The 21,479-nt window shown below is 70.8% G+C and carries 25 protein-coding genes; 8 read left to right on the top strand and 17 right to left on the bottom strand.

Annotated elements, in window-relative coordinates; all coding sequences use genetic code 11:
• Positions 1-2: 2 nt before the first annotated feature.
• The 9 genes from nuoH to ACIBH3_RS32575 form a co-directional block, all read right to left on the bottom strand.
• Positions 3-1,337, bottom strand: coding sequence for an NADH-quinone oxidoreductase subunit NuoH (nuoH, locus tag ACIBH3_RS32615; protein ID WP_396315725.1), 1,335 nt, complete (start codon positions 1,335-1,337; stop codon positions 3-5).
• Entirely contained in the window at positions 1,334-3,784 is a 2,451-nt protein-coding gene (locus ACIBH3_RS32610; protein ID WP_396315724.1) for an NADH-quinone oxidoreductase subunit G, read from the bottom strand. The genes nuoH and ACIBH3_RS32610 overlap by 4 nt, the downstream gene beginning before the upstream one ends.
• A complete protein-coding gene (nuoF, locus tag ACIBH3_RS32605) occupies positions 3,781-5,142 on the bottom strand; it encodes an NADH-quinone oxidoreductase subunit NuoF (RefSeq protein WP_396315723.1) in 1,362 nt (453 codons plus the stop codon). The genes ACIBH3_RS32610 and nuoF overlap by 4 nt, the downstream gene beginning before the upstream one ends.
• A complete protein-coding gene (gene nuoE / locus ACIBH3_RS32600; protein ID WP_396315722.1) occupies positions 5,142-5,882 on the bottom strand; it encodes an NADH-quinone oxidoreductase subunit NuoE in 741 nt (246 codons plus the stop codon). The genes nuoF and nuoE overlap by 1 nt, the downstream gene beginning before the upstream one ends.
• Positions 5,879-7,207 carry an NADH-quinone oxidoreductase subunit D gene (locus tag ACIBH3_RS32595; protein ID WP_396315721.1) on the bottom strand — a complete coding sequence of 443 codons (1,329 nt, stop codon included), beginning with the start codon at positions 7,205-7,207 and terminating at the stop codon, positions 5,879-5,881. The genes nuoE and ACIBH3_RS32595 overlap by 4 nt, the downstream gene beginning before the upstream one ends.
• Complete coding sequence (locus tag ACIBH3_RS32590; RefSeq protein ID WP_396315720.1) at positions 7,207-7,971, bottom strand: NADH-quinone oxidoreductase subunit C; 765 nt, start codon at positions 7,969-7,971, stop codon at positions 7,207-7,209. The genes ACIBH3_RS32595 and ACIBH3_RS32590 overlap by 1 nt, the downstream gene beginning before the upstream one ends.
• The gene (locus tag ACIBH3_RS32585; RefSeq protein ID WP_266271098.1) at positions 7,968-8,522 is read right to left on the bottom strand and encodes an NADH-quinone oxidoreductase subunit B family protein; all 555 of its coding nucleotides are present in this window, start codon (positions 8,520-8,522) and stop codon (positions 7,968-7,970) included. The genes ACIBH3_RS32590 and ACIBH3_RS32585 overlap by 4 nt, the downstream gene beginning before the upstream one ends.
• A gap of 57 nt (positions 8,523-8,579) precedes the next feature.
• Positions 8,580-8,939, bottom strand: a complete 360-nt coding sequence (locus ACIBH3_RS32580; RefSeq protein WP_014137597.1) for an NADH-quinone oxidoreductase subunit A — start codon at positions 8,937-8,939, stop codon at positions 8,580-8,582.
• A 512-nt stretch (positions 8,940-9,451) separates the two neighbouring features.
• Positions 9,452-10,384: a DMT family transporter gene (locus ACIBH3_RS32575; protein WP_396315719.1), complete on the bottom strand. Its 933-nt coding sequence runs from the start codon at positions 10,382-10,384 to the stop codon at positions 9,452-9,454.
• A gap of 239 nt (positions 10,385-10,623) precedes the next feature.
• Here ACIBH3_RS32575 and ACIBH3_RS32570 point away from each other — a divergent pair, with 239 nt between their 5' ends.
• Both ACIBH3_RS32570 and ACIBH3_RS32565 read left to right on the top strand, forming a co-directional pair.
• Positions 10,624-10,785 (top strand): hypothetical protein, encoded by a 162-nt coding sequence (locus ACIBH3_RS32570; protein WP_396315718.1) that lies wholly within the window; start codon positions 10,624-10,626, stop codon positions 10,783-10,785.
• Between the two features lie 99 nt (positions 10,786-10,884).
• Entirely contained in the window at positions 10,885-11,619 is a 735-nt protein-coding gene (locus ACIBH3_RS32565) for a DUF2278 family protein (RefSeq protein WP_396315717.1), read from the top strand.
• Here the strand turns inward: ACIBH3_RS32565 and ACIBH3_RS32560 are convergent.
• Together ACIBH3_RS32560 and ACIBH3_RS32555 are read right to left on the bottom strand one after the other, a co-directional pair.
• On the bottom strand, positions 11,616-12,554 hold the full coding sequence (locus tag ACIBH3_RS32560) for an alpha/beta fold hydrolase (RefSeq protein ID WP_396315716.1): 939 nt from the start codon (positions 12,552-12,554) through the stop codon (positions 11,616-11,618). The two genes, ACIBH3_RS32565 and ACIBH3_RS32560, sit on opposite strands and share 4 nt — an antisense overlap.
• Complete coding sequence (locus tag ACIBH3_RS32555; protein ID WP_396315715.1) at positions 12,551-13,291, bottom strand: CatB-related O-acetyltransferase; 741 nt, start codon at positions 13,289-13,291, stop codon at positions 12,551-12,553. Before ACIBH3_RS32555 ends, ACIBH3_RS32560 begins: the two co-directional genes overlap by 4 nt.
• A 48-nt stretch (positions 13,292-13,339) precedes the next feature.
• Here ACIBH3_RS32555 and ACIBH3_RS32550 point away from each other — a divergent pair, with 48 nt between their 5' ends.
• Both ACIBH3_RS32550 and ACIBH3_RS32545 read left to right on the top strand, forming a co-directional pair.
• The gene (locus ACIBH3_RS32550) at positions 13,340-13,960 is read left to right on the top strand and encodes a TetR/AcrR family transcriptional regulator (RefSeq protein WP_396315714.1); all 621 of its coding nucleotides are present in this window, start codon (positions 13,340-13,342) and stop codon (positions 13,958-13,960) included.
• Between the two features lie 81 nt (positions 13,961-14,041).
• Entirely contained in the window at positions 14,042-14,728 is a 687-nt protein-coding gene (locus ACIBH3_RS32545; RefSeq protein WP_396315713.1) for a peptidylprolyl isomerase, read from the top strand.
• A gap of 66 nt (positions 14,729-14,794) precedes the next feature.
• On the opposite strand, the gene ACIBH3_RS32540 is transcribed toward ACIBH3_RS32545, so the two are convergent.
• The 4 genes from ACIBH3_RS32540 to ACIBH3_RS32525 all read right to left on the bottom strand — a co-directional run bounded on the left by ACIBH3_RS32540 (position 14,795) and on the right by ACIBH3_RS32525 (position 17,583).
• Positions 14,795-15,049: a hypothetical protein gene (locus ACIBH3_RS32540; RefSeq protein ID WP_396315712.1), complete on the bottom strand. Its 255-nt coding sequence runs from the start codon at positions 15,047-15,049 to the stop codon at positions 14,795-14,797.
• Positions 15,050-15,358: 309 nt separating this feature from the next.
• A complete protein-coding gene (locus tag ACIBH3_RS32535) occupies positions 15,359-16,018 on the bottom strand; it encodes a hypothetical protein (protein ID WP_396315711.1) in 660 nt (219 codons plus the stop codon).
• The gene (locus ACIBH3_RS32530) at positions 16,015-17,184 is read right to left on the bottom strand and encodes a polymorphic toxin type 44 domain-containing protein (RefSeq protein ID WP_396315710.1); all 1,170 of its coding nucleotides are present in this window, start codon (positions 17,182-17,184) and stop codon (positions 16,015-16,017) included. Before ACIBH3_RS32530 ends, ACIBH3_RS32535 begins: the two co-directional genes overlap by 4 nt.
• A gap of 84 nt (positions 17,185-17,268) precedes the next feature.
• A complete protein-coding gene (locus tag ACIBH3_RS32525; protein WP_396315709.1) occupies positions 17,269-17,583 on the bottom strand; it encodes a type VII secretion target in 315 nt (104 codons plus the stop codon).
• A gap of 140 nt (positions 17,584-17,723) precedes the next feature.
• Here ACIBH3_RS32525 and ACIBH3_RS32520 point away from each other — a divergent pair, with 140 nt between their 5' ends.
• Positions 17,724-18,053 carry a MazG-like family protein gene (locus ACIBH3_RS32520; RefSeq protein WP_396315708.1) on the top strand — a complete coding sequence of 110 codons (330 nt, stop codon included), beginning with the start codon at positions 17,724-17,726 and terminating at the stop codon, positions 18,051-18,053.
• A 198-nt stretch (positions 18,054-18,251) separates the two neighbouring features.
• Here the strand turns inward: ACIBH3_RS32520 and ACIBH3_RS32515 are convergent, their stop codons facing one another.
• Entirely contained in the window at positions 18,252-18,674 is a 423-nt protein-coding gene (locus tag ACIBH3_RS32515) for an ATP-binding protein (protein ID WP_396315707.1), read from the bottom strand.
• A 284-nt stretch (positions 18,675-18,958) separates the two neighbouring features.
• Here ACIBH3_RS32515 and ACIBH3_RS32510 point away from each other — a divergent pair, with 284 nt between their 5' ends.
• The 3 genes from ACIBH3_RS32510 to ACIBH3_RS32500 all read left to right on the top strand — a co-directional run bounded on the left by ACIBH3_RS32510 (position 18,959) and on the right by ACIBH3_RS32500 (position 20,571).
• The gene (locus ACIBH3_RS32510) at positions 18,959-19,855 is read left to right on the top strand and encodes a helix-turn-helix transcriptional regulator (protein WP_396315706.1); all 897 of its coding nucleotides are present in this window, start codon (positions 18,959-18,961) and stop codon (positions 19,853-19,855) included.
• A gap of 3 nt (positions 19,856-19,858) precedes the next feature.
• The gene (locus ACIBH3_RS32505; protein ID WP_396315705.1) at positions 19,859-20,056 is read left to right on the top strand and encodes a DUF397 domain-containing protein; all 198 of its coding nucleotides are present in this window, start codon (positions 19,859-19,861) and stop codon (positions 20,054-20,056) included.
• 176 nt (positions 20,057-20,232) lie between these two features.
• Positions 20,233-20,571 (top strand): hypothetical protein, encoded by a 339-nt coding sequence (locus ACIBH3_RS32500; RefSeq protein ID WP_396315704.1) that lies wholly within the window; start codon positions 20,233-20,235, stop codon positions 20,569-20,571.
• Between the two features lie 219 nt (positions 20,572-20,790).
• Here the strand turns inward: ACIBH3_RS32500 and ACIBH3_RS32495 are convergent, their stop codons facing one another.
• Positions 20,791-21,228, bottom strand: coding sequence for a phage tail protein (locus tag ACIBH3_RS32495; protein WP_396315703.1), 438 nt, complete (start codon positions 21,226-21,228; stop codon positions 20,791-20,793).
• Between the last annotated feature and the right edge of the window lie 251 nt (positions 21,229-21,479).

Raw genomic sequence — 21,479 nt, 5'->3', positions numbered from 1 at the left:
GTTCAGCTCCCTTCGGGATGGTTGGCCCCGTTGAGGGCGTCCTGGAGTTGCGGGGCCCGGCTGCGCCGGCGCGGCACCGGCGGCAGCTCCTGGCCGGGCAGCGGCGGAACGGGGTAGCCGCCGGCCATCGGGTCGAACTCGCCCCCGCCGCCGGGGGGCGCCGGCTCGGGCTCGGGACCGCGCCGCAGGACGTCCCGTAGCAGCGTCAGCAGCAGCAGTGCGCCGATCGGGGCGCCGACGTACAGCACCACCTGGCCGAAGTCGTAGCCCTCGTTGCGCAGCGCCCGGACGCTGGCGACCATCACCAGCCAGACCAGCGAGACCGGGATCAGCACCTTCCAGCCCAGCTTCATGAACTGGTCGTAGCGCAGGCGGGGCAGCGTGCCGCGGAGCCAGATGAAGAAGAACAGCAGCAGCTGGATCTTGATGATGATCCAGAGCATCGGCCACCAGCCGTGGTTCGCGCCCTCCCAGAAGGTGGAGATCGGCCACGGCGCCCGCCAGCCGCCCAGGAACAGCGTCGAGGCGACGGCCGAGACGGTGACCATGTTGACGTACTCCGCCAGCATGAACATCGCGAACTTCAGCGAGCTGTACTCGGTGTTGAAGCCGCCGACCAGCTCGCCCTCGGCCTCCGGGAGGTCGAACGGCGCCCGGTTGGTCTCGCCGACCATCGCGATGATGTAGACGATGAACGAGACCGGCAGCAGCACCGCGAACCAGGTCGGCTGCTGCGACTGGACGATCTCCGAGGTCGACATCGAACCGGAGTAGATGAACACCGCCGCGAACGACAGGCCCATCGCGATCTCGTAGCTGATCATCTGGGCGCCGGAGCGGATACCGCCGAGCAGCGGGTACGTCGAACCCGAGGACCAGCCCGCCAGCACGATCCCGTAGATCCCGACCGAGGCGGTGGCCAGGATGTACAGCAGCGCCACCGGGAAGTCCGTCAGCTGGAGCGGGGTACGGGTGCCGAAGATCGACACCTCGTCACCGGCCGGGCCGAACGGGATCACCGCGAAGGCCATGAACGCCGGGATCGCGCAGACGATCGGCGCCAGGATGTAGACCACCTTGTCGGCCCCGGTGACGACCAGGTCCTCCTTGAGGGCCAGCTTGATGCCGTCCGCCAGGGACTGCAGCATGCCCCAGGGGCCGTGCCGGTTGGGGCCGATCCGCAGCTGCATCCAGGCCACCACCTTGCGCTCCCAGACGATCGCGATCAGCACCGTGCCGACCAGGAACGCGAAGACGAAGACGGCCTTGAGCAGGACCAGCCACCAGGGGTCGCGGCCGAAGAAGCCGAGGGTCTCGTAGGCTGCCAGGACGTTCATGAGGTGGCCTCCGCTGCGGCTGCGATGGTGACCAGGTGGCCGACGGTGGTGCCCAGGGTGCGGTGGGCCCCGCCGGGGGTGGAGTTGAGCGGGATCCAGACCGTGCGGTCCGGGATCTCCTTGGTGATCTCCAGCGGCAGGGTGATCGATCCGGCCGGGCCGGTGACCCGCAGCACCGCGCCGGCGCCGATCTCCTCGGCGGTGGCCGGCGAGAGCCGGGCCACGGCCGGGTGCCGGGTGCCGGCCAGGTTGGGGTCGCCGTCCTGGAGCGAGCCGTTGTCCAGCAGCTGGCGCCAGCCGGCCAGCACGGCCTGGCCGGTGGCCGGGCGGGGCAGTACGGCGGGGTGCGCGGCGGGGGCCGCCGGGCGGTCGCCCGTCCAGGGGGCGAAACGGTCCAGCTCCAGCCGGGCGGCCCGGACGTCGGGCAGGCCGAGCCGGTGCCCGAGCGCGTCGGCCAGCATCGACAGCACCCGGACGTCCGGGGGGAGGTGACGCCCCATCTGCTGGTCGGGCTTCAGGGCGGCCTCGAACATCCGCACCCGGCCCTCCCAGTCCAGGAACGTGCCGGCCTTCTCGGCCACGGCCGCCACCGGGAGGACGACGTCGGCGTGCGCGGTGACGGCGGAGGGGCGCAGCTCCAGCGAGACCAGGAACGGCACCCGGGCCAGCGCCTCCTCGGCGAGCGCCGGGTCCGGCAGGTCGCCCGGGTCGACGCCGCCGACCAGCAGCGCGTCCAGGTCGCCGTGGGCGGCGGCCGCCAGGATCTGGTCGGTGTCCCGGCCGAGCCGGGCCGGCAGGCCCGCGACCCCCCAGACGGCGGCGGCCTCGGCGCGGGCGGCCTGGACGGAGGCCGGGCGGCCGCCTGGCAGCAGCCCGGGCAGGGCGCCCGCCTCGACGGCGCCGCGCTCCCCGGCGCGGCGCGGGATCCAGGCGAGCCGGGCGCCGGTGGTGTGCGCCAGGCGCAGCGCGGCGGTCAGCCCACCGGGTACGGCGGCGAGCCGCTCGCCGGCCAGGATCACCGCGCCGGGGGCCCGCAGCAGTTCGGCGGCCCGCCCGGCGTCCTCACCGAGCGGCTCGTCCGCGCCGAGCGCCGCCAGCCACTCGGCCTCGGTGCCGGGAGCGGCGGGCAGCAGCGCGCCGTACAGCTTGGTCAGGCCGCGCGAGGCGTGGCTGGCGACGGCGAAGACCTTGAGGCCGCGGGCCCGGTTGGCCTTGCGCAGCCGCAGGAAGACGATCGGCGACTCCTCCTCGGGCTCCAGGCCCACCAGCAGGACGGCCGGCGCCTTCTCCAGCTCGGCGTACGAGAGCCCACTGCCGTCGAGGTCCACGCCGCGGCCGGCCACGGCGGCGGCCAGGAAGTCCGCCTCCTCGCCGCTGTGCGGGCGGGCCCGGAAGTCCACGTCGTTGGTGCCGAGCACCACCCGGGCGAACTTGGCGTAGCCGTAGGCGTCCTCGACCGTCACACGGCCGCCCGTCAGCACGGCGGTACGGGCACCACGCAGCCCCTCGGCGGCGGCCGCCAGGGCCTGGGGCCAGGAGGCGGTGACGAGTTCACCGCTGTCGGCGTCCCGTACCAGCGGGGTGGTGAGACGGTCGCGCTGCTGGGCGTAGCGGAAGGCGAAGCGGCCCTTGTCGCAGTTCCACTCCTCGTTGACCTCGGGCTCCTCGCCCGCGAGCCGGCGCAGCACCTTGCCGCGCCGGTGGTCGGTGCGCTGCCCGCAGCCGGAGGAGCAGTGCTCGCAGACGCTCGGCGAGGAGACCAGGTCGAAGGGCCGGGAGCGGAAGCGGTAGGCCGCCGAGGTGAGCGCGCCGACCGGGCAGATCTGGATGGTGTTGCCCGAGTAGTACGAGTGGAAGTCGTCGCCCTCGCCGGTGCCGACCTGCTGGAGCGCGCCGCGCTCGACCAGGTCGATGAACGGGTCGCCGGCGATCTGCTCCGAGAAGCGGGTGCAGCGGGCGCACAGCACGCAGCGCTCGCGGTCCAGCAGCACCTGGCTGCTGATCGGCACCGGCTTCTGGTAGGTGCGCTTCATGCCCTCGAAGCGCGAGTCGGCGCCGCCGGTGGACATCGCCTGGTTCTGCAGCGGGCACTCGCCGCCCTTGTCGCAGACCGGGCAGTCCAGCGGGTGGTTGATCAGCAGCAGTTCCATCACGCCGCGCTGCGCCTTCTCGGCGACCGGCGAGCTGAGCTGGGTGCGGACGACCATGCCCTCGGCGACCGGGATGGTGCAGGAGGCGACCGGCTTGCGCTGGCCCTCGACCTCCACGATGCACTGCCGGCAGGCACCGGCCGGGTCGAGCAGCGGGTGGTCGCAGAAGCGCGGGATCTGGGTGCCGATCTGCTCGGCGGCGCGGATCACCAACGTCCCCTTCGGGACCTGGACCTCGACGCCGTCGATGGTGAGCGTGACCAGTTCGACCTGGGTGGAAGGCTCTGTGATCGTCACGCGTGCACCTCCCTCTCGGTGGCGGACTGGTGGCCGCTGCGGCGGGTGTCGGCCCAGACGGTGGAGGCCGCCGGGTCGAAGGGGCAGCGGCGCTCGTTGATGTGCTGCTCGTACTCGGCGCGGAAGTACCGGAGCGAGGAGACGATCGGGCTGGCCGCACCGTCGCCGAGGGCGCAGAACGACTTGCCGTTGATGTTGTCGGCGATGTCGAGCAGCTTCTCCAGGTCTCCGGCGACGCCCTCGCCGTCCTCGATCCGGCGCAGCAGCTGGACCAGCCAGTACGTGCCCTCGCGGCAGGGGGTGCACTTGCCGCAGGACTCGTGGGCGTAGAACTCCGTCCACCTGGTGACGGCGCGGACCACGCAGGTGGTCTCGTCGAAGACCTGGAGCGCCTTGGTGCCGAGCATCGAGCCGGCGGCGCCGACGCCCTCGTAGTCGAGCGGGACGTCGAGGTGCTCGTCGGTGAACATCGGGGTGGAGGAGCCGCCCGGGGTCCAGAACTTCAGCCGGTGCCCGGCGCGGACGCCGCCGCTGATGTCCAGCAGCTGGCGCAGGGTGATGCCGAGCGGGGCCTCGTACTGGCCGGGGTTGGTGACGTGCCCGGAGAGCGAGTAGAGGGTGAAGCCGGGGGACTTCTCCGTCCCCAGCGACTTGAACCACTCCTTGCCGCGGGCCAGGATCGGCGGCACCGAGGCGATCGACTCGACGTTGTTGACGACGGTCGGGCAGGCGTACAGGCCGGCGATGGCGGGGAACGGCGGGCGCAGCCTGGGCTGGCCGCGCCGGCCCTCCAGCGAGTCGAGCAGCGCCGTCTCCTCGCCGCAGATGTACGCCCCGGCGCCGGCGTGCACGGTGATGTCCAGGTCGATGCCGGAGCCGAGGACGTCCTTGCCGAGGAAGCCCGCCTCGTAGGCCTCGGCGACGGCCGCGTGCAGGCGCCGCAGCACGGGGACGACCTCGCCGCGCAGGTAGATGAAGGCGTGGTCGCAGCGGATCGCGTACGAGGCGATGATCATGCCCTCGATCAGCGCGTGCGGGTTGGCGAAGAGCAGCGGGATGTCCTTGCAGGTGCCCGGCTCGGACTCGTCCGCGTTGACCACCAGGTAGTGCGGCTTGCCGTCGTTCTGCGGGATGAACTGCCACTTCATCCCGGTGGGGAAGCCGGCGCCACCGCGTCCGCGCAGTCCGGCGTCCTTGACCAGGGCGATCACGTCGTCCGGGGGCATGGCGAGGGCGGCCCGCAGGCCGTCGTAGCCGGCGTGGTGGCGGTAGCCGGCCAGCGTCCAGGGCCGGTCGTCGCCCCAGGGGGCGGACAGCACGGGGGTGAGCAGCTTCTCGGCCGGCTCTGCGGAGGTCATCACGCTTCCGTCCCTTCGTGCCGGGGGGAGACGACCTTGGTGGTGCCGTTGCCGGGCAGGGCCTCGCCCTTGGCGAGCCGGAGCCCCACCAGGGAGGGCGCGCCGCCCGCGCCGGAGGCGTCGACGGTGCCGGGGCGCTCGTCGGGGAACCCGGCCAGGATGCGGGCGGTCTCCTTGAACGAGCAGAGCTTGGCGCCGCGGGTGGGCTCCGGATCCCGGCCGGCCCGCAGGTCGTCGACCAGCTGCCTGGTGCTCTCGGGCGTCTGGTTGTCGAAGAACTCCCAGTTGACCATCACCACGGGGGCGTAGTCGCAGGCCGCGTTGCACTCGATGTGCTCGATCGAGATCTCGCCGTCGCCGGTCGTCTCGTTGTTCTTGATGCCCAGGTGGTCCTGGAGTTCGGCGAAGATCTGGTCGCCGCCGAGCACCGCGCAGAGCGTGTTGGTGCAGACGCCCACGTGGTACTTACCGGCGGGCTTGCGCCGGTACATGGTGTAGAAGGTGGCGACGGCGGTGACCTCGGCCGTGGTCAGCTCCAACTGCTCGGCGCAGAACCGGATTCCGGTGGCGCTGACGAAGCCCTCCTCGGCCTGCACCAGGTGCAGCAGGGGCAGCAGCGCGGAGCGGGCGACGGGGTACCGCCCGATCAGCTCCGCCGCGTCCCTGGCGAGCCGCTCGTGCACCTCCGGCGGGTACGGCTTGGCCGGCAGCGCCGGCAGGCCGAGTTCTACGTTGCTCACCGGTCCACGCCTCCCATCACCGGGTCGATCCCGGCCACCGCGACGATCACGTCGGCGACCTGGCCGCCCTCGCACATCGCCGCCATCGTCTGCAGGTTGGTGAACGAGGGGTCGCGGAAGTGGACGCGGTACGGGCGGGTCCCGCCGTCGCTGACCACGTGCACCCCGAGTTCGCCCTTGGGTGACTCGACCGCCGTGTAGGCCTGTCCGACCGGGACCCGGAAGCCCTCGGTGACCAGCTTGAAGTGGTGGATCAGGGCCTCCATCGAGGTGCCCATGATCTTGCGGATGTGGTCGAGCGAGTTGCCCATCCCGTCCGGGCCGACGGCCAGTTGGGCCGGCCAGGCGATCTTCTTGTCGGCCACCATCACCGGGCCTGGCTTCAGCCGGTCCAGGCACTGCTCGACGATCCGCAGCGACTGGCGCATCTCCTCCAGCCGGATCAGGAACCGGCCGTAGGAGTCGCAACCGTCCGCCACCGCGACATCGAAGGCATAGTCCTCGTAGCCGCAGTACGGGTCGGACTTGCGCAGGTCGTGCGGCAGCCCGGTGGCGCGCAGGATCGGTCCGGTCGCGCCCAGCGCCAGGCAGCCGGCCAGATCGAGGAAGCCGACGTCGACCAGGCGGGCCTTGAACACCGGGTTGCCGGTGGCCAGCTTGTCGTACTCGTGCATCCGCGAGCGGAGCAGCTTCACGGCCTCGCGGACCTGGTCGACGGCCCCGGGCGGGAGGTCCTGGGCGAGGCCGCCGGGGCGGACGTACGCGTGGTTCATCCGCAGGCCGGTGACCAGTTCGAAGATGTCGAGGATGACCTCGCGGTCCCGGAAGCCGTAGATCATCAGGGTGGTGGAGCCGATCTCCATACCGCCCGTGGCCAGGCACACCAGGTGCGAGGAGATCCGGTTGAGCTCCATCATCAGGACCCGGATCACACTGGCCCGGTCGGGGACCTGCTCGGTGATGCCGAGCAGCTTCTCGACCGCCAGGCAGTACGCGGTCTCGTTGAACAGCGGGGTCAGGTAGTCCATCCGGGTCACGAAGGTGGTGCCCTGGACCCAGTTCCTGAACTCCATGTTCTTCTCGATGCCGGTGTGCAGGTAGCCGATGCCGCAGCGGGCCTCGGTGACCGTCTCACCGTCGATCTCCAGGATCAGCCGCAGCACGCCGTGGGTGGACGGGTGCTGGGGACCCATGTTGACGATGATGCGCTCGTCGTCGGCCCGGCCGATGGCCTCGACCACCTCGCCCCAGTCGCCCCCGGTGACGGTGAAGACCCGGCCCTCGGTGGTCTCGCGCGCTCCTGCTTCTTCAAAGTGAGTGGTCATCAGCTGTACGACCTCCGCTGGTCGGGCGCCGGGATCTGGGCGCCCTTGTACTCGACGGGGATGCCGCCGAGCGGGTAGTCCTTGCGCTGCGGGTGGCCCAGCCAGTCGTCCGGCATCATGATCCGGGTGAGCGCGGGGTGGCCGTCGAAGACCAGGCCGAAGAAGTCGTAGGCCTCGCGCTCGTGCCAGTCGTTGGTCGGGTAGACGCTGACCACCGAGGGGATGTGCGGGTCGTCGTCCGGCGCGGTGACCTCCACCCGCAGCAGCCGGCCGTGGGTGATCGAGCGCAGGTGGTAGACCGCGTGCAGCTCCCGGCCCTTCTCGCCCGGGTAGTGCACGGCACTGACCCCCAGGCACAGCTCGAAGCGCAGCGCCGGGTCGTCACGCAGGGTGCGGGCGGCGCGCAGCAGGTGCTCGCGGGCGATCTGGAAGGTGAGCTCGCCGCGGTCGACCACGGTCTGCTCGATCACGTCGGCCGGGTCCAGGCCCTGTTCCTCCAGGGCGCCCTCCAGCTCGTCCGCGACCTCGTCGAACCAGCCGCCGTACGGGCGGGTGCTCGCGGCGGGCAGCACGATGGGCGCGATGAGGCCGCCGAAGCCGGAGGTGTCGCCGCTGCCCCGGGCGCCGAACATGCCCTGGCGACTGCCGACCACCTCAAGGGGGATCTCCTTGCGGGTGGCGGGGATGCCGTTGCCGTTCTTGCCGGCGTCGCCGTTCGCAGCGCCGTCGCCGTCGTTCTTCGCGGCGCCGTTCTGCTCGCTCATCGCAGCAGCCCCCGCATCTCGCTGACCGGGGTGGCCTGGAGCGCCAGGGCCTCGCCCAGTTCCTCGGCGCGACGCTTGTTCGCGCCCAGCGGCTCGTGCTGGATCTTGTCGTGGAGCTTGAGGATCGCGTCCATCAGCATCTCCGGGCGGGGCGGACAGCCCGGCAGGTAGATGTCGACGGGGACGATGTGGTCCACGCCCTGGACGATCGCGTAGTTGTTGAACATCCCGCCCGAGGAGGCGCAGACGCCCATCGAGATGACCCACTTCGGGTTGGCCATCTGGTCGTACACCTGGCGCAGCACCGGGGCCATCTTCTGGCTCACCCGCCCCGCGACGATCATCAGATCGGCCTGCCGGGGCGAGCCCCGGAAGACCTCCATCCCGAACCGGGCCAGGTCGTAGCGGCCGGCGCCGGTGGTCATCATCTCGATCGCGCAGCAGGCGAGCCCGAAGGTCGCCGGGAAGAGCGACGCTTTGCGCACCCACCCAGCGGCGGTCTCCACGCTGGTGAGCAGAAAGCCGCTCGGCAGCTTCTCCTCGATTCCCATCAGATCCCTCTCAGCCTCTCAAGTCCGGTGGTTTGTCCCCGCGTTCACAAGCAGAGGTCAGTCCCACTCCAGACCGCCGCGACGCCAGACGTAGGCGTACGCGACGAAGACGGTGGCGATGAACAGGAGCATCTCGACCAGCCCGAAGATCCCCAGGGCGTCGAAGCTGACCGCCCAGGGGTAGAGAAAGACGATCTCGATGTCGAAGACGATGAAGAGCATCGCCGTCAGGTAGTACTTGATCGGGAACCGACCGCCGCCCACGGGCTGCGGGGTCGGCTCGATGCCGCACTCGTACGCCTCCAACTTGGCCCGGTTGTAGCGCTTCGGGCCGGTCAGCGAGGCCATCACGACGGAGCCGACCGCGAACGCCGCCGCGATGGCACCGAGTACGAGGATCGGCGCGTAGGCATTCATAAGCCCCCGCTCCCTCCGTCCAGTCGTCCTTGACTGCAGATCGGAACCAACGGGTCACGCTGTGGTGGACCCGTGATCCAGTTCCCGTGATCCACCTCATGTGAGGCAGTTCACAAAGCCTGGATCGAGCGCATCCTATGCCCGTGCGCTTGTGATCTGCGACACGCAGTTCGGGACGATCTTTGTGATCTACGCCACCTCGCGAATGCCAACGAATGCGATCAGGCGCCGATTCATCAACTCAAAGAAGCCATATGGTCACAAGTAGTCGCATTCAACTATGAAGTGGCTGGTCAGAGCCTCAGCCCTATATCAACTATGCGTCTTCCGTCGCAAATTTCGAGGCGTCCGGTTGACGTGTTATAGCGACTCACCCTCCAGGGTGGCCGACTGCGAACGCCCGCTTGACCTTTCGTTCACAAGCGCGCGAACGGCCGGCCGGGAGGAGCGCCGAAGGATCGCCCGGGAGCAGAGAGCGCGACAGCGGACGGTGAGCCCCGCCCGCCCGGGCGTCACACCGACTCGGGCACCGACTGCGCAGCGGCCGCACGGCCCGCCGGGGCTGCCGGGGCGAGGGCTCGCCGGCCCCACTCGGTGCCGGCCAGGACGAGCACACCGCCGCACAGGGCCGGCACCCCCAGCCGGTCGCCGCCGACGGCGATGCCGAACACGGCCGCCCAGAGCGGCTCGGTGCCGAGCAGCAGGCTCACCCGGGACGGCGAGGTGGTGCGCACGGCCCACATCTGGACCAGGAACGCGAACAGCGTGCAGAGCAGCCCCAGGTGCAGCACCAGCAGCCACTGGCCGGCGCTCCAGGCGGCGGCCGGCGTCCAGGGCGCCGGCCCGGCGAACGGCGAGACGGCGGCGAAGAGCGCGGTCGCGGAGGCGAGTTGCACCCAGGTCAGGGCCATCGCGTCGGTCCCGGCGATCGCCCGGGTGCGGGACATCACCAGCACGTGCACGGTACGGACCACCGCCGCGCCGAGGACCAGCAGGTCACCGGTTGAGGGCGCGGTCAGCCCACCGCCCTGGGTCAGCAGGCCCACGCCGACCAGCGAGAGCACGGCTGCGGCGAGGAAGGCGCGCGGCAGCGGGGTCCGGGCGAGCGCGCTCTCGGCGATCGGGGTGAAGATCATCGTCAGGCTGATGATCAGCCCGGCGTTGGTGGCCGAGGTGTTCACACTGCCGTACGTCTCCAGCAGGAACACCGAGCCGAGGATCAGCCCCAGCAGCACCCCGCCCAGCCACTCCGCCGGCCGCAGCGCACGCAGCGCCCGGCGGGTGATCACCGCCAGCAGGGGCAGCACCAGCCCGAAGCGGATCACCAGCATGGCGAGGACCGTCTCCTGGGTGGCGACGTGCTTCACGGCCAGGAAGCTGGAGCCCCAGACCACCGCCACCAGCAGCACGGGCAGGTCACGGACCAGCGGCGAGGAGGCGCGCATGGGGGAATCCCTCCGGACGGACGAACGGGCGGATCGGCAGGATGCCCCGTGCGTCGTCGGACGGCTCTCGTGCGCGAGAAGGCGTGCCGCGCCATCCTGGCGCACCGCGCCACCGCTGATCAACACCTTTCCGGCCACCGTGAACACCACGCCGAAACCCTCATACGCTGCGGGACCGCGAAGTCCTGACCGGGTTCACACTCCTCGACCACGAGCGCGTCGGCATCATGCTCGGCACCGTGGCTCTGCCACCGAGGAAGCGCCCCGATGTGATCGACGCGCTGGTCGTGCTCACAGCGGCAGGCCACGGACGCGCGGTGGTCCTGACCTCCGACCCGGAGGACATCGCGGCCTGCGCCGCCACGCTGCCGAAGGCCGAGATCGTCGTCGTGCGGGTCTGATCCCGCAATCGGAGCACGCACCCGTTCGGCGGCTGTCGGCGCGGGCGCGGGCCCGGAAGCCTTGACTGCCTGATCATCTCGGCAGCCAGGAGGAGAACCGTGCCGCTTGCCAACTACGGTGTGACCATCGGGACGTTCCAGGAGTTCTTCCGCGATCCCACCCATCAGTACGGGCACTGGTACCACGGCCACATCAGACTGCACACGCCTCAGGGCGTGTACGAGGCGGCGCTGGACGTCGACGCCCCGGCCGTCACCGGGGTCGGCTACCGGCTGGTGGACGACCTGCGGGCGGCGGACCTGGCGACCGTACGCGCCCTGCCGGACGGCTTCCACCCGCTGGCGTCCACGCCGTTCTCCGGGGCGCTGGACTACGCGCGCAGTCCGATGCTGCGCAACGCCCCCTGGGTGGACGCACTCCACACGGCCGGGCGGGCCGTCTCCCGGACCATCCAGCGCCCGGCGATCGGTGCGCCGGCCTTCGGCCCCGACCTGGTCGACCTGGTCGGCGGATGGCTGGCGCCCCGTGTCGGGTACCGGTACTTCCCGTGGACCGCCAGCAACGGTGACAACGCCCTGGACGTCCTGGAGCCGCACGTGCGGGCCGCCGCGCGGATCTACGTCTACGGGCAGGCCTTCGACGAGGGGCTCGGCGTCCACGACGTGCACCAGAACCAGGGCGACCCGCCCGGCGATCACTACCGGGGCAACGGGATCTGGCAGGACGGCGCGGTGGTCTGCGAACTCCCGGAGGGCCGGTTCGTCGTCTGGCAGATCAGCTTCAACACCCAGACCCGCTCGACCGACGAACAGGGGAATCCCGAGCTGCCCTAGTGACGCGCGTCGCCGAGGACGGCCTCCCGGACCAGGGCGGCCACCACGGCCGGCTCGTCCAGGTGGAGCATGTGGGCGGCCCGGTCCAGGCTCACGGCGCGGACGTGGCCCGCCTCGGCTCGCAGAGCGGCCAGCTCGCGGCCGATTCCGGCGATCAGCGCCTCGGTCAACTCCCGCACCCGGCCGGGAAGGTGGCCGAGCTCGGGAGTGCGACCGCCCTGGACGAGCAGCACCGGGCAGCGCAGCGAACGCACCTCGGCGAACATGTCCCAGCCGTCGATCGGCGCCATCAGGGCGGGCAGCGTCGACGGGGCCGGGCGGACCGCGACCCCACCCCCGGTGGCGGGCGCCAGGGAGCGAAGCACCCCGGCCTCCTCGACGTCCGGAGCCCAGCCGAGCCGCTTCGCCGACGCGCGGGCCCGGGCGAGGAGCTCGCCGGCGTCCGCCGAGACGGCGGGCAGCGCCGCGTAGAGGGCGAGCTGTTCGGCCCTCCGGGCTGCGACCTCGCCCGGTGCCAGGCCCGGGTAGAGCGACGGCACACCGCTGCCGAAGCCGTCGAGGTCGACGATTCCGGGGCAGCCGGGGTGCGTGGCGGCGTGGCGTACGGCGATCATGCCGCCGAGCGAGTGGCCGATCAGCCACGGCTCGCGCAGGCCGAGGGCCTGGATGACCGCGTCGACATCGGCCAGGTGGGAGGCCCAGCCGTAGTCCCCGTCGGCGGGAGCCTGGGAGCGGCCGTGGCCGCGCAGGTCCATCGCGACCAGGCGCAGACCCGGCAGGTGCGGCAGCAACGCCTGCCAGTCGAGCGCGGTGCGGTTGGCGCCGTGCAGCAGCAGGACGTCGGGGCCGTGACCGCCGTGGTCGATCACGGCGATGCGGCCGGCCGGGCCGTCTACCAGGGCCGTGGTGCGGTAGGGGTCGATCGGGTCGATCACTCGGCCTCCTTTGACCCGGCGGGCGTGAGCAGGCCGTTGGCCTCGGCGACCGCGGCGATCTCCGCCGGGGTTCCGGCCATGATCGTGCGCACGTGCCCGGTGACCAGCTCGACCGGCCACGCCCACCAGGCGGCACGGAGCAGCAGGTCGATGTCGGGCTCCGGGAAGCGGCGGCGGATCGGCCGGGCGGGGTTGCCGCCGACGACGGTGTACGGCTGGACATCGGCGGTGACGACGGCGCCGACGGCGATGATCGCGCCGTCACCGATCCGTACGCCCGGCATCACGGTGGTCCCGTGGCCGAACCAGACGTCGTTGCCGACCACGGTGTCGCCCCTGCTCGGCATGCCGGCGACGAGGTCCAGGGTCCGCTCGGTCCAGCTGCCGCCGAACATGGTGAACGGGAAGGCCGAGACGCCCATGGTCGGGTGGTCGGCGCCCGCCATCAGGAAGCGCGTCCCGGTGGCGATGGCGCAGTAGCGGCCGATGACCAGCCGCTCCGGACCGTAGGAGTACAGCACGTTGCGCTGTTCGAAGCCGGTCGCGCCGTCCGGGTCGTCGAAGTACGTGTACTCCCCCACCTCGATCCTGGGATCGGTGACCAGCGGGCGGAGCAGGACGACCCGGTCATGCCCGGCGAGGGGGTGCAGGGCGGCGGGGTCGGGGATGGCGGTGGCGCGGGGCAATGGTGGCCTCTCGACGGAGAATGCGACTGGTGTCGCGTTAAGATGAAGCATTGCAGAGTGCAACCATCCCGACAAGCCCTAATGCGACTGGAGTCGTCTTTGCCCGCCGATCAACCGCCCCACACGACCGCCACCCGCCCCGGCGGCCGCAGCGCCCGGGTCCGCGCCGACGTCGTGGCCGCCACGCTCGCGGAGGTGGCCGAGAAGCCGTACGAACAGCTCACCGTCGAGACGGTCGCCACCCGCGCCGGCGTGCACAAGGCGACCCTCTACCGCCGCTGGGGCGGCATGGACGGCCTGATCGCCGACGCCCTCGCCTCCTCCGCGGACCAGGCCTGGCCGATCCCCGACACCGGCACGCTGGACGAGGACCTGCGCCTGCTCGCCCGGGAGGTACAGGAGACCTTCACCGACCCCGAGCTGCGCACCACGCCGACCGCACTGATCAGCGCGGCCCTGCGCTCCGATCTCGGTGCCGCCGCACTCAACACCTTCTTCACCGCCCGGCACCGCCAGGCCGCCGCCGTCGCCGACCGGGCCGTCGAGCGCGGCGAGCTGTCCGCCGGAATCGACGGCGCGGAGCTGGTCCGGGCGGCCACCGCACCGCTCTACCACCGCCTCTTCATCACCGGGGAGCCGCTGGACGACCGGGCCGCCGAGCGCGCGGCCGCCGCCGCCCTGCTGGCCGCCCGCGCGGGGCTGTTCGACACCGCCGACTGAACGGGCGGGGCGCGGGGCGCCCGCGAGTGGTGGGCCGGAAGGGGCATGGCGGCGGCCCGGGCGGGCATGGATGATGCATCCATGACAACCACCTCCCGGAAGGTCCGCCAAGTGAAGCGCAAACACTGGGCACTGCTGGCTGCCACCACCACCCTCCCACTGGCCGTCACCACCGGCGCCGCCGCCGAGACCCCCGCGGTCCCGGCTCCCACCTGCAGCTACACCCCGGCGGTGCCGGCCGACAACTTCAAGGGCATCCCGAGCTTCGACGCCAAGAAGGCCGCCAGGCCGTACAGCGCCACCCTGCGGACCAGCCAGGGGAAGATCACCTTCCAGGCACTGACCGACAAGGCCCCGTGCACCACCTTCTCGTTCCGGTTCCTCGCCGAGCACGACTACTTCGACCGCAGCCACTGCCACCGGCTCACCACCCAGCGGCTCTTCGTCCTCCAGTGCGGCGACCCGACCGGCACCGGCAGCGGCGGCCCCGGCTACTCGTTCCCCGACGAGAACCTGGAGGGCGCGACGTACCCCGCAGGCACCGTCGCCATGGCCAACGCCGGCCCGAACACCAACGGCAGCCAGTTCTTCTTCGTCTGGAAGGACACCAAGCTCTCGCCCGCCTACACGCCGTTCGGCAAGGTCACGGCCGGCCTGGACGTCCTGCAGAAGATCGCGGCCGGCGGCGAGGACGACCAGAACAACCCCGGCGACGGCTTCCCGACCCTGCCCGTGAACATCAGGGACGTCAGGATCAGCAACCACTGAACCGCCGCCGGGCCGAGGAGCTCCCGGGCCGGCCGCGCGAACGGCCGGCCCGGGAGCCGCGGTGCACTACGCCAGCGGAATCCGCTCCACCACCGGCGCCTCCTCGACCCGCTCGACCACGACGGCCGTGCGGGCGGCGTCCTGGTCCTCCGGGCGGAGGCTGCGACGGTAGTGGGCGACGATCTCGCTGCGCGCGTCGATGACGCTCTTGATCAGCGAGGTGATCGACGGGATGACATCCTCGACCTGCCTCGCCACATAGACCACACAGGACAGCACAGCCGCGATGGCCAGCGCCGCCGCGGCGATGGTTCCGGCCACATCGGATCCTCTCTCGCGAGCGAAGTTGATCAGTCGGTTCGCCCGACCGGGCCCAGGGCCCGTCGGCGCGAGCGAATCGGTGTCACCGACCCGCCCCCCGCCCAGCACCAGGGCACCTGGATGCCCAGCACTCGGCTCGAACGTTCTGGAATCAACCGGCCGGTCAGCTGGCCGGCCACCCCGCGCGAGACATGCGACTCACCTCTCTGCGACCTCGATGCGACACGTGCCCAACCACTCTACGCAGAAGGGCCATTGACGCAACAGCGAATCCCGCACGGCCCTGAAGGTCGCCCGCCCGCCGACGCCCTACGCGGTGGCGGCCATGGCCCCGTCCACCCGGGCCACGGTGTCGGCCAGCCAGGCGGGCGGCTCCGCGTGCGGGTCACCCACCGGCGCCGCCTCCAGCTCCACCAGGTACTGCCCGTACCGCAGCCAGACCCACCAACGGGTGCACGCGCCCTCGGCCACCGACGAGCGCGCGCAGGAGAACCGCCGCTCGTCCGCGTGCGGCGCCAGAGCGGCGGCGTCCAGCCGGGCCACGTCGTAGAACTTGCCGGCCCGCTCGGCCGGATCGGCGCCGCCCCGGAACAGCAGCCAGGCCCAGGTCGGCGAGTCCATCCGGTTCACCCGCTCGAAGACCTGGTCCGCGCGCCCCTCGGAGCTGTGCGCGCCCTCCTGCCAGCTCCGGCCCCAGCGCTGGTCCAGCCCGCGCAGCTGCGGCGACTGCGGTGACCCGTCGCCCAGCACCCGCCACTCCCGGCCGCCACCCGGCTCGGCGAGCAGCAGGTCCCGCGGCTGGCGCTCGGCCCGCCACTGGCCGGCCAGCGGCAGGTTCCACAGCCCGACCGCCACCACCACCAGGACGGCCGTGACGCCCAGCGCCCACCGGGCCCACCGCCGCCGTGGCAGCCGGAGCAGCCGCGCCGGCCCGGGCCGGCGCGGGCCTGCGGGCGCCTGCGGGCTCACTGCGCGGCGTCCTTGTGGACCTGCCCGAGCGGCTTGCCGTCCTTGTCCTTGGTCCGCTTCATCTCCTCCACCACCTCGTGGATCTTGGCGGCCAGCTGCTCCTCCGTCAGATCCTTGCCGTACTTGTCGTACAGCTCGATCCCGGCCCGCATGGTGATCTGGTCACCCTGGTCGTCGTCACCCACCAGGATGGGCTCGGCCACCGACGCGCCGTCGATCAGCGTCTTGGCGTCGAAGCCGGCCGCGCGGCCCACGTAGCCGTAGTGGATGTTGGAGTAGATGTCGTAGAACACCTTGTCGTCGCTGCCCGGCACCTTGAAGAAGTAGTCCTCGCGCTTCTCCAGCCCGTAGCGGTCCTTCAGCTTGGGCTTGTGGTCCCAGTCCTGGTGGGGGCCGACCTTCACGCCCCACATGGTCAGGGCGGCGATCGTGTCCTGCCCCGGATCCCGGCCGAAGTCGTACCAGGCCGGCGGCCGGAGCAGCGTCTGGATCGACTTGACCGTATCGGAGTTGATGTTGGTCTTCATCTCTTCGAAGATGTAGCGCTGGGCGTCGTTGTAGCGCGCCTCGCTGTCCATCAGGCGCTTCGCCTCGTCGAGCCCGGTGTAGACCCGCTCGTTGAATCCGGTGTCCTGCGCGCCGTTGGGGTCCTGACGCAGCGCCCAGTCGGCCTCCGCGTCGACCTCGTCGGCCTGCTTGAGCACCCCGGTGATCGCCTCCGCGACCTCCCGGATGTCCTGGCGCTGCTTGCCGGCCAGCTCCCGGAAGTCCGGGTCGTGGCGGTCCCGCGAGTTGCTGTCGTACGGCTCCCGCGCCAGCACCTCGCCGCGGTCGGTGACGTACAGGCCCCGGCTGGGCGCCTCGGTCTCGACCAGCGCCTTCAGCCGCTGCTGGACGGCCTTGAACTTCTGCGAGGCGTCGGCCAACAGGGTGTGGATCTTGCCGGCCTCCTCGACGGCCCGCCCGAGCTGCGTCTGAACCTCGCCGATCCGGTTGTAGGCGCGGACGGCGGCGTCCCCACTCCAGCCGGTGTTCTGCAGCGGCGTGATCGTCTGGGTCTTGAACTCCTCGGTGGCGGTCCTGAGCCTGGCCGCCGTCGAACTCCACCGCTCGGCGGCGGTGTCCAGCGCGCCCATGTCGGCGTGGTACAGATCCTCGTAACGCATGGCACCTTCACGGTTCGAATTCGGGGCCCGGGCGTGCCTCGGGCCGCACGGTCCTGGACGCGTGGGTCGTGGCTCCGGGCCGGGCTACTCGAACGCCCGACCGGACCGGTGCATCCTCGCGGCGACGTCACCCTCGGTCGCGCTGTAGTGCCCGGCCGAGCTGTGGAAGCGCTCCACCAGATCGGCCATCGCGCCGTCCACCCCGTTCATCTGCTGTTCCCAGCGCTGGCGCAGGGCCCCGAGCCCGCCCGCCGTCCTCCAGCCCGTGAGCTTGGAGGCGGCCGTCGAGGTCTCGTCGAGGGCGAACGCCCCGGCCGACTTCAGCTCGCCCCTGCTGGTGGTCGTACCGGACGCGGCCCGCTCCAGAGCCGCCGGATCCACCTTCATCCCATCCGCCATCGCGTTCCCCCTTCGCCACGGATTCGGGGCCAAGCTAGCCGAACGGAGATCGAACGCGCAGGCGTTCGCGGGGAATCGCGGCGCCCCGCTGCCGTACGGTGGCAGGCGGCGTCACCACCACCGCACGGGAGCAGCACACCATGGACGACAGGATCTGGGACAGTGTCGACCGGCTCGTGACCTGGCTGGACCAGGAGAGCGGGCTCTCCGGCGGAGACGAGCGGCTGCTGCGGATCCTCAAGCTGTCCGAGGAGGTCGGCGAGGTGGGCGCCGCCGTGATCGGCGCCACCGGGCAGAACCCGCGCAAGGGCGTCACCCACAGCTGGGAGGACGTCGAGCACGAGCTCTGCGACGTGGTCTTCAGCGCCCTGGTGGCCCTGCGCACCCTGACCCCGGACGCCCGCGAGGTGTTCGAACGGCGCCTGGCGTACGTCGAGGACCGTTCCCGGGCCAGCCGGGAGAAGAACTGACCGGGGCGATCAGCCCTCGACGAACTGCTGCGGTCGGTCTACGGCGCCGAACCGGCGACCAATCCGGTGTGCAGGCCTCCGGGGACTCCCGAAGGCCTGCCCGTGGAGACCAACCGTAGGAGCCCGCCTGGCGAACTCCCCGGCCCTGACCCCGGGGCCGAACGCCGCGAAGCCGTCGGCGGAAACAGCCTGCGGCCGTCAGGCTGCGGCCGGCACCGCCGGCGCGGTCGCCCAGACCGCTTTGCCGTACGGTCCGATGTCCTTCACTCCCCACTCATCGGCCAATGCCTCGACCAGGAACAACCCCCGGCCGGAGGTGCCGTCGGGGCCCGTTCTCTGTGCCGTCACCGTTCCCGGAACGTGGTCGGCAACCGCGATGTACAGGGTCTTCGACCGCAGTTCGAGAGTCACGGTCGGGAAGCCGCCGAGCCGGATCGCGTTGGACAGCAGCTCGGAGAGCAGCAGGCAGGCCGTGTCTGAGTCGAGGCCGAGCGCGGCGAGCAGGTCCCGCAGCAGGTGCCGCACAGCAGGCACGGACTGAGGCACGGCGGGCAGGAAGAGATCGAGCCGGAACTCGTCCGGCGCAGCGTCGCCGGGCGGGCGCACCAAAGGCAGCAGCATGATTCTGGGTCTCCAGTCTCCTGGCGTGTAGGTGCTGACGGGATCGTGAGCCCGTGGCTTGCCCGCCGATCAACAGGCGGGCAGGCATCGGCTACCTGCACGCCCGTACGGGGTGCGCTTCGGGCCGCTTGACGAACCGTCAGTGAGCGGCATGCGACCCAAGGTAGAGCTACCCCTTCATTCGTGCAACCCTGCGCCATGGCCGGGATAGGTTGGCCAAGCAAGCAAGTGGCGCGGCACGCCTTCCGCGCGCGACACTGCCCGTGCTACGGAAGGGATGGACATTGGCTCTGCGAGCGCACATCAGCGAACGCCAACGGCGCTACGGCGCCGAGGTGCGCCGACTGCGACTGGAAGCCGACATGCCGGTACAGGAAGCCGCCGCGCAGGTGGGCATGCGCGGGCCGCAGCTCAACCACATTGAAGCGGCTCGAACCGGTCTCGACGAGAAACGTCTGCGCCTGCTCGCGGCTTTCTACGGCTGTAAGGATTCCGCGTATCTCGACACGCTCGCAGCAATGGGCGCCAGCGACGGCAAGGGCTGGTGGAGCGGCTACAAGCGGAAGGTTCCGACTTTCGCACTCGACCTTGCCGAGCTGGAGCACTGGGCAGCCAGCGGGTACCTCAACTATGAGACATTCTTCATCCCCGGCCTGCTCCAGACCGAGGAGTACATGCGCAAGCTGTTCGAGAACGGCGATACGTCGCTCTCCGACGATCAGATCGACGACACGGTGCGCTTCCGCCTCGAACGTCAGCGAATCCTCGACAGCCCTACCGAGTTCCGCTTTGTGATCCACGAGGCAGCACTGCTCATGGCATTCGCAGGCGGCGAGGCGATGCGCCTCCAGCTGGCCCACCTGCTCGAAGTCTGGGAGCGACCCAACGTCAGCATCCAGATCTACCCGTTCAGCGTGAAGGCGACGCCACCGTACAGCGGCCCGTTCCTCATCACCGAGCCAGCTTCGCGTTCGCTCTCCACGGTGGTGATCGATCATCCCGGCGCATCCGAATTCACCGAGACAATGGAAGCGCTGGAGAAGTACCGCGGGAGGTTCGACGATCTCAGTCGATTGGCACTCCCCTCCGGAAACGCCAAGACGTCTGCACGACCCACCTCTGGTCGCGATTCATGGGGGGTCGTCCAGCACGTTAAACACAGCATGGAAATGGAAAGGTAAGTCATGCCGAAGCAATGGCAGAAGTCGACGACCAGCAGTCAGGACGGAGGCAACTCGGTAGAGGTCTCCACCAACGATGACGGCATGATCGAAATCCGCGAGTCCGACGCCCCGGACAGGGTCATCGTGACCACACCCACGAAGTTCGGACTCTGGCTGGAGGGCGTGAAGCGGGGCGAGTTCGACCGCTTCATCGCATAGCGGACCCGCCGACGGACGGCCCCCCTTGCCCGTAACAAGGGGGGCCGTCGTGCACCCGGCGGAGCCACCCCCGCATTCGTGCACCCTTCACTCTTGCATCCTTACTCACTGTAGGTCTAGCGTAACCCTACGCGCTGCCATGATGGCGGCCTGACCTTCCGAGGTGGTGCACCGTCATGCCCCCAACTCCCGGCCCGACCCTCAACAGCGAGCAGCCCAGCACGTACGCCGGGCCGGTCACGGTAGACATCCAGGGCATCACCCAGCCGACGACGTTCACCCAACTCGGCACGGCACTGGGCGCGTTGCTCGAATCACTGCGCGCGATGCCGCTCTCCGACGCGGACCTGCGATCCTTCGGGGACTTCCTCGCACCGGACCAGATCGAGACGATCGCTGAGCAGCTTCACCGGACTGGCCTCGTAACGCGTATCGCGTTCTTGGGCTTTGAGGCACACCTCGTGCGCATCCGCCCCGTCTCGACACGTCCCGTAGACGGCATCGACCGCTCCTGACGGCAGTTCCAGCCAGTGGCGCACCCACAACCGGCCCCGCCGCGAGTGGCTCACCATCGAGGCCACCGCCGATGGCCAGAGCGTCCGCTACACCGCACCTGACGGCACGATCGGCAGCTGGACGCTCTGACGACCGCGGTCCTGCCACAGACACCCAACCGCCCACCCGGCCGGCCCAACGCCATTGCTGGGCCGGCCGGGTGGTTTCACTTCTGGCCGCTATTCGACGGTCACGTCTTCGTAGGTGATGGTCACTGTCTCGATCGCCGGACCAGAGGTGGCGTCCAGCTCCGGCCCCGCCCAGCCGGAGGCCCACGCGTTCGTGAGGTGGATACGGCGCACGGTCTCGTTGCGGCCGTCCTTCACCGCGATGGTGATGTTCTGGCGCGCCGAGTCGAGGTCCCCGTCAACAAGAGTCTGCTTGATCCAGTCTGTGAAGGCGGTGCTCTTGTCCAGACCGCGAGTGACGGTGATCTCGCCCGCCTTCTGCGCTCCGGGCTGCTTCCGGATGATGAGTTCGCCGGTCGGGCTGACCTGGCGGGTCTCGATCACGTCCTGTCCAAGGGTGAGTCCCGACACCGCCTGGACGGTCTCGACCTGGAAGTTGCCGAGTTCAACCGCGAAGGTGTGTGACGAGAGGGCGTCGCCGAGGGGCATGGAAGGGCTTCCTGACTGCTGACGGGTGTCCGGCCGTCAGGGTTGCTGCCCGCTGTCGCCGAGGTTATGTGTCATGTCCCCCGAAAGGGTTCATCTGCGGCGTGCCCGGGGACATGACGGGGGGCCCCCCCCCCGGCGGGGGGGGGCCCCCCGGGGGGGGGGCGCGGGGGGGGGGGCCCCGGGGGGGGCCGGTTTGTAGCCGGGCCAACCCCCGCCCCCCCCCCGGGGCCGGCCGGTTGGGGGCCAAAAAA

The sequence above is a fragment of the Kitasatospora sp. NPDC050543 genome (genome assembly GCF_044457565.1).
Classification (GTDB): Bacteria; Actinomycetota; Actinomycetes; order Streptomycetales; family Streptomycetaceae; genus Kitasatospora.
This window is presented reverse-complemented; position numbering and strand designations above follow the sequence as displayed.

Coding starts and splice junctions, on each gene's coding strand:
- nuoH (WP_396315725.1), bottom strand. CDS start 1,337: ATGAACGTCCTGGCAGCCTACGAGACCCTCGGCTTCTTCGGCCGCGAC.
- nuoF (WP_396315723.1), bottom strand. CDS start 5,142: ATGACCTCCGCAGAGCCGGCCGAGAAGCTGCTCACCCCCGTGCTGTCC.
- ACIBH3_RS32595 (WP_396315721.1), bottom strand. CDS start 7,207: ATGACCACTCACTTTGAAGAAGCAGGAGCGCGCGAGACCACCGAGGGC.
- ACIBH3_RS32590 (WP_396315720.1), bottom strand. CDS start 7,971: ATGAGCGAGCAGAACGGCGCCGCGAAGAACGACGGCGACGGCGCTGCG.
- ACIBH3_RS32585 (WP_266271098.1), bottom strand. CDS start 8,522: ATGGGAATCGAGGAGAAGCTGCCGAGCGGCTTTCTGCTCACCAGCGTG.
- ACIBH3_RS32580 (WP_014137597.1), bottom strand. CDS start 8,939: ATGAATGCCTACGCGCCGATCCTCGTACTCGGTGCCATCGCGGCGGCG.
- ACIBH3_RS32575 (WP_396315719.1), bottom strand. CDS start 10,384: ATGCGCGCCTCCTCGCCGCTGGTCCGTGACCTGCCCGTGCTGCTGGTG.
- ACIBH3_RS32555 (WP_396315715.1), bottom strand. CDS start 13,291: ATGCTTCATCTTAACGCGACACCAGTCGCATTCTCCGTCGAGAGGCCA.
- ACIBH3_RS32545 (WP_396315713.1), top strand. CDS start 14,042: ATGACAACCACCTCCCGGAAGGTCCGCCAAGTGAAGCGCAAACACTGG.
- ACIBH3_RS32530 (WP_396315710.1), bottom strand. CDS start 17,184: ATGCGTTACGAGGATCTGTACCACGCCGACATGGGCGCGCTGGACACC.
- ACIBH3_RS32525 (WP_396315709.1), bottom strand. CDS start 17,583: ATGGCGGATGGGATGAAGGTGGATCCGGCGGCTCTGGAGCGGGCCGCG.
- ACIBH3_RS32520 (WP_396315708.1), top strand. CDS start 17,724: ATGGACGACAGGATCTGGGACAGTGTCGACCGGCTCGTGACCTGGCTG.
- ACIBH3_RS32515 (WP_396315707.1), bottom strand. CDS start 18,674: ATGCTGCTGCCTTTGGTGCGCCCGCCCGGCGACGCTGCGCCGGACGAG.
- ACIBH3_RS32505 (WP_396315705.1), top strand. CDS start 19,859: ATGCCGAAGCAATGGCAGAAGTCGACGACCAGCAGTCAGGACGGAGGC.
- ACIBH3_RS32500 (WP_396315704.1), top strand. CDS start 20,233: ATGCCCCCAACTCCCGGCCCGACCCTCAACAGCGAGCAGCCCAGCACG.
- ACIBH3_RS32495 (WP_396315703.1), bottom strand. CDS start 21,228: ATGCCCCTCGGCGACGCCCTCTCGTCACACACCTTCGCGGTTGAACTC.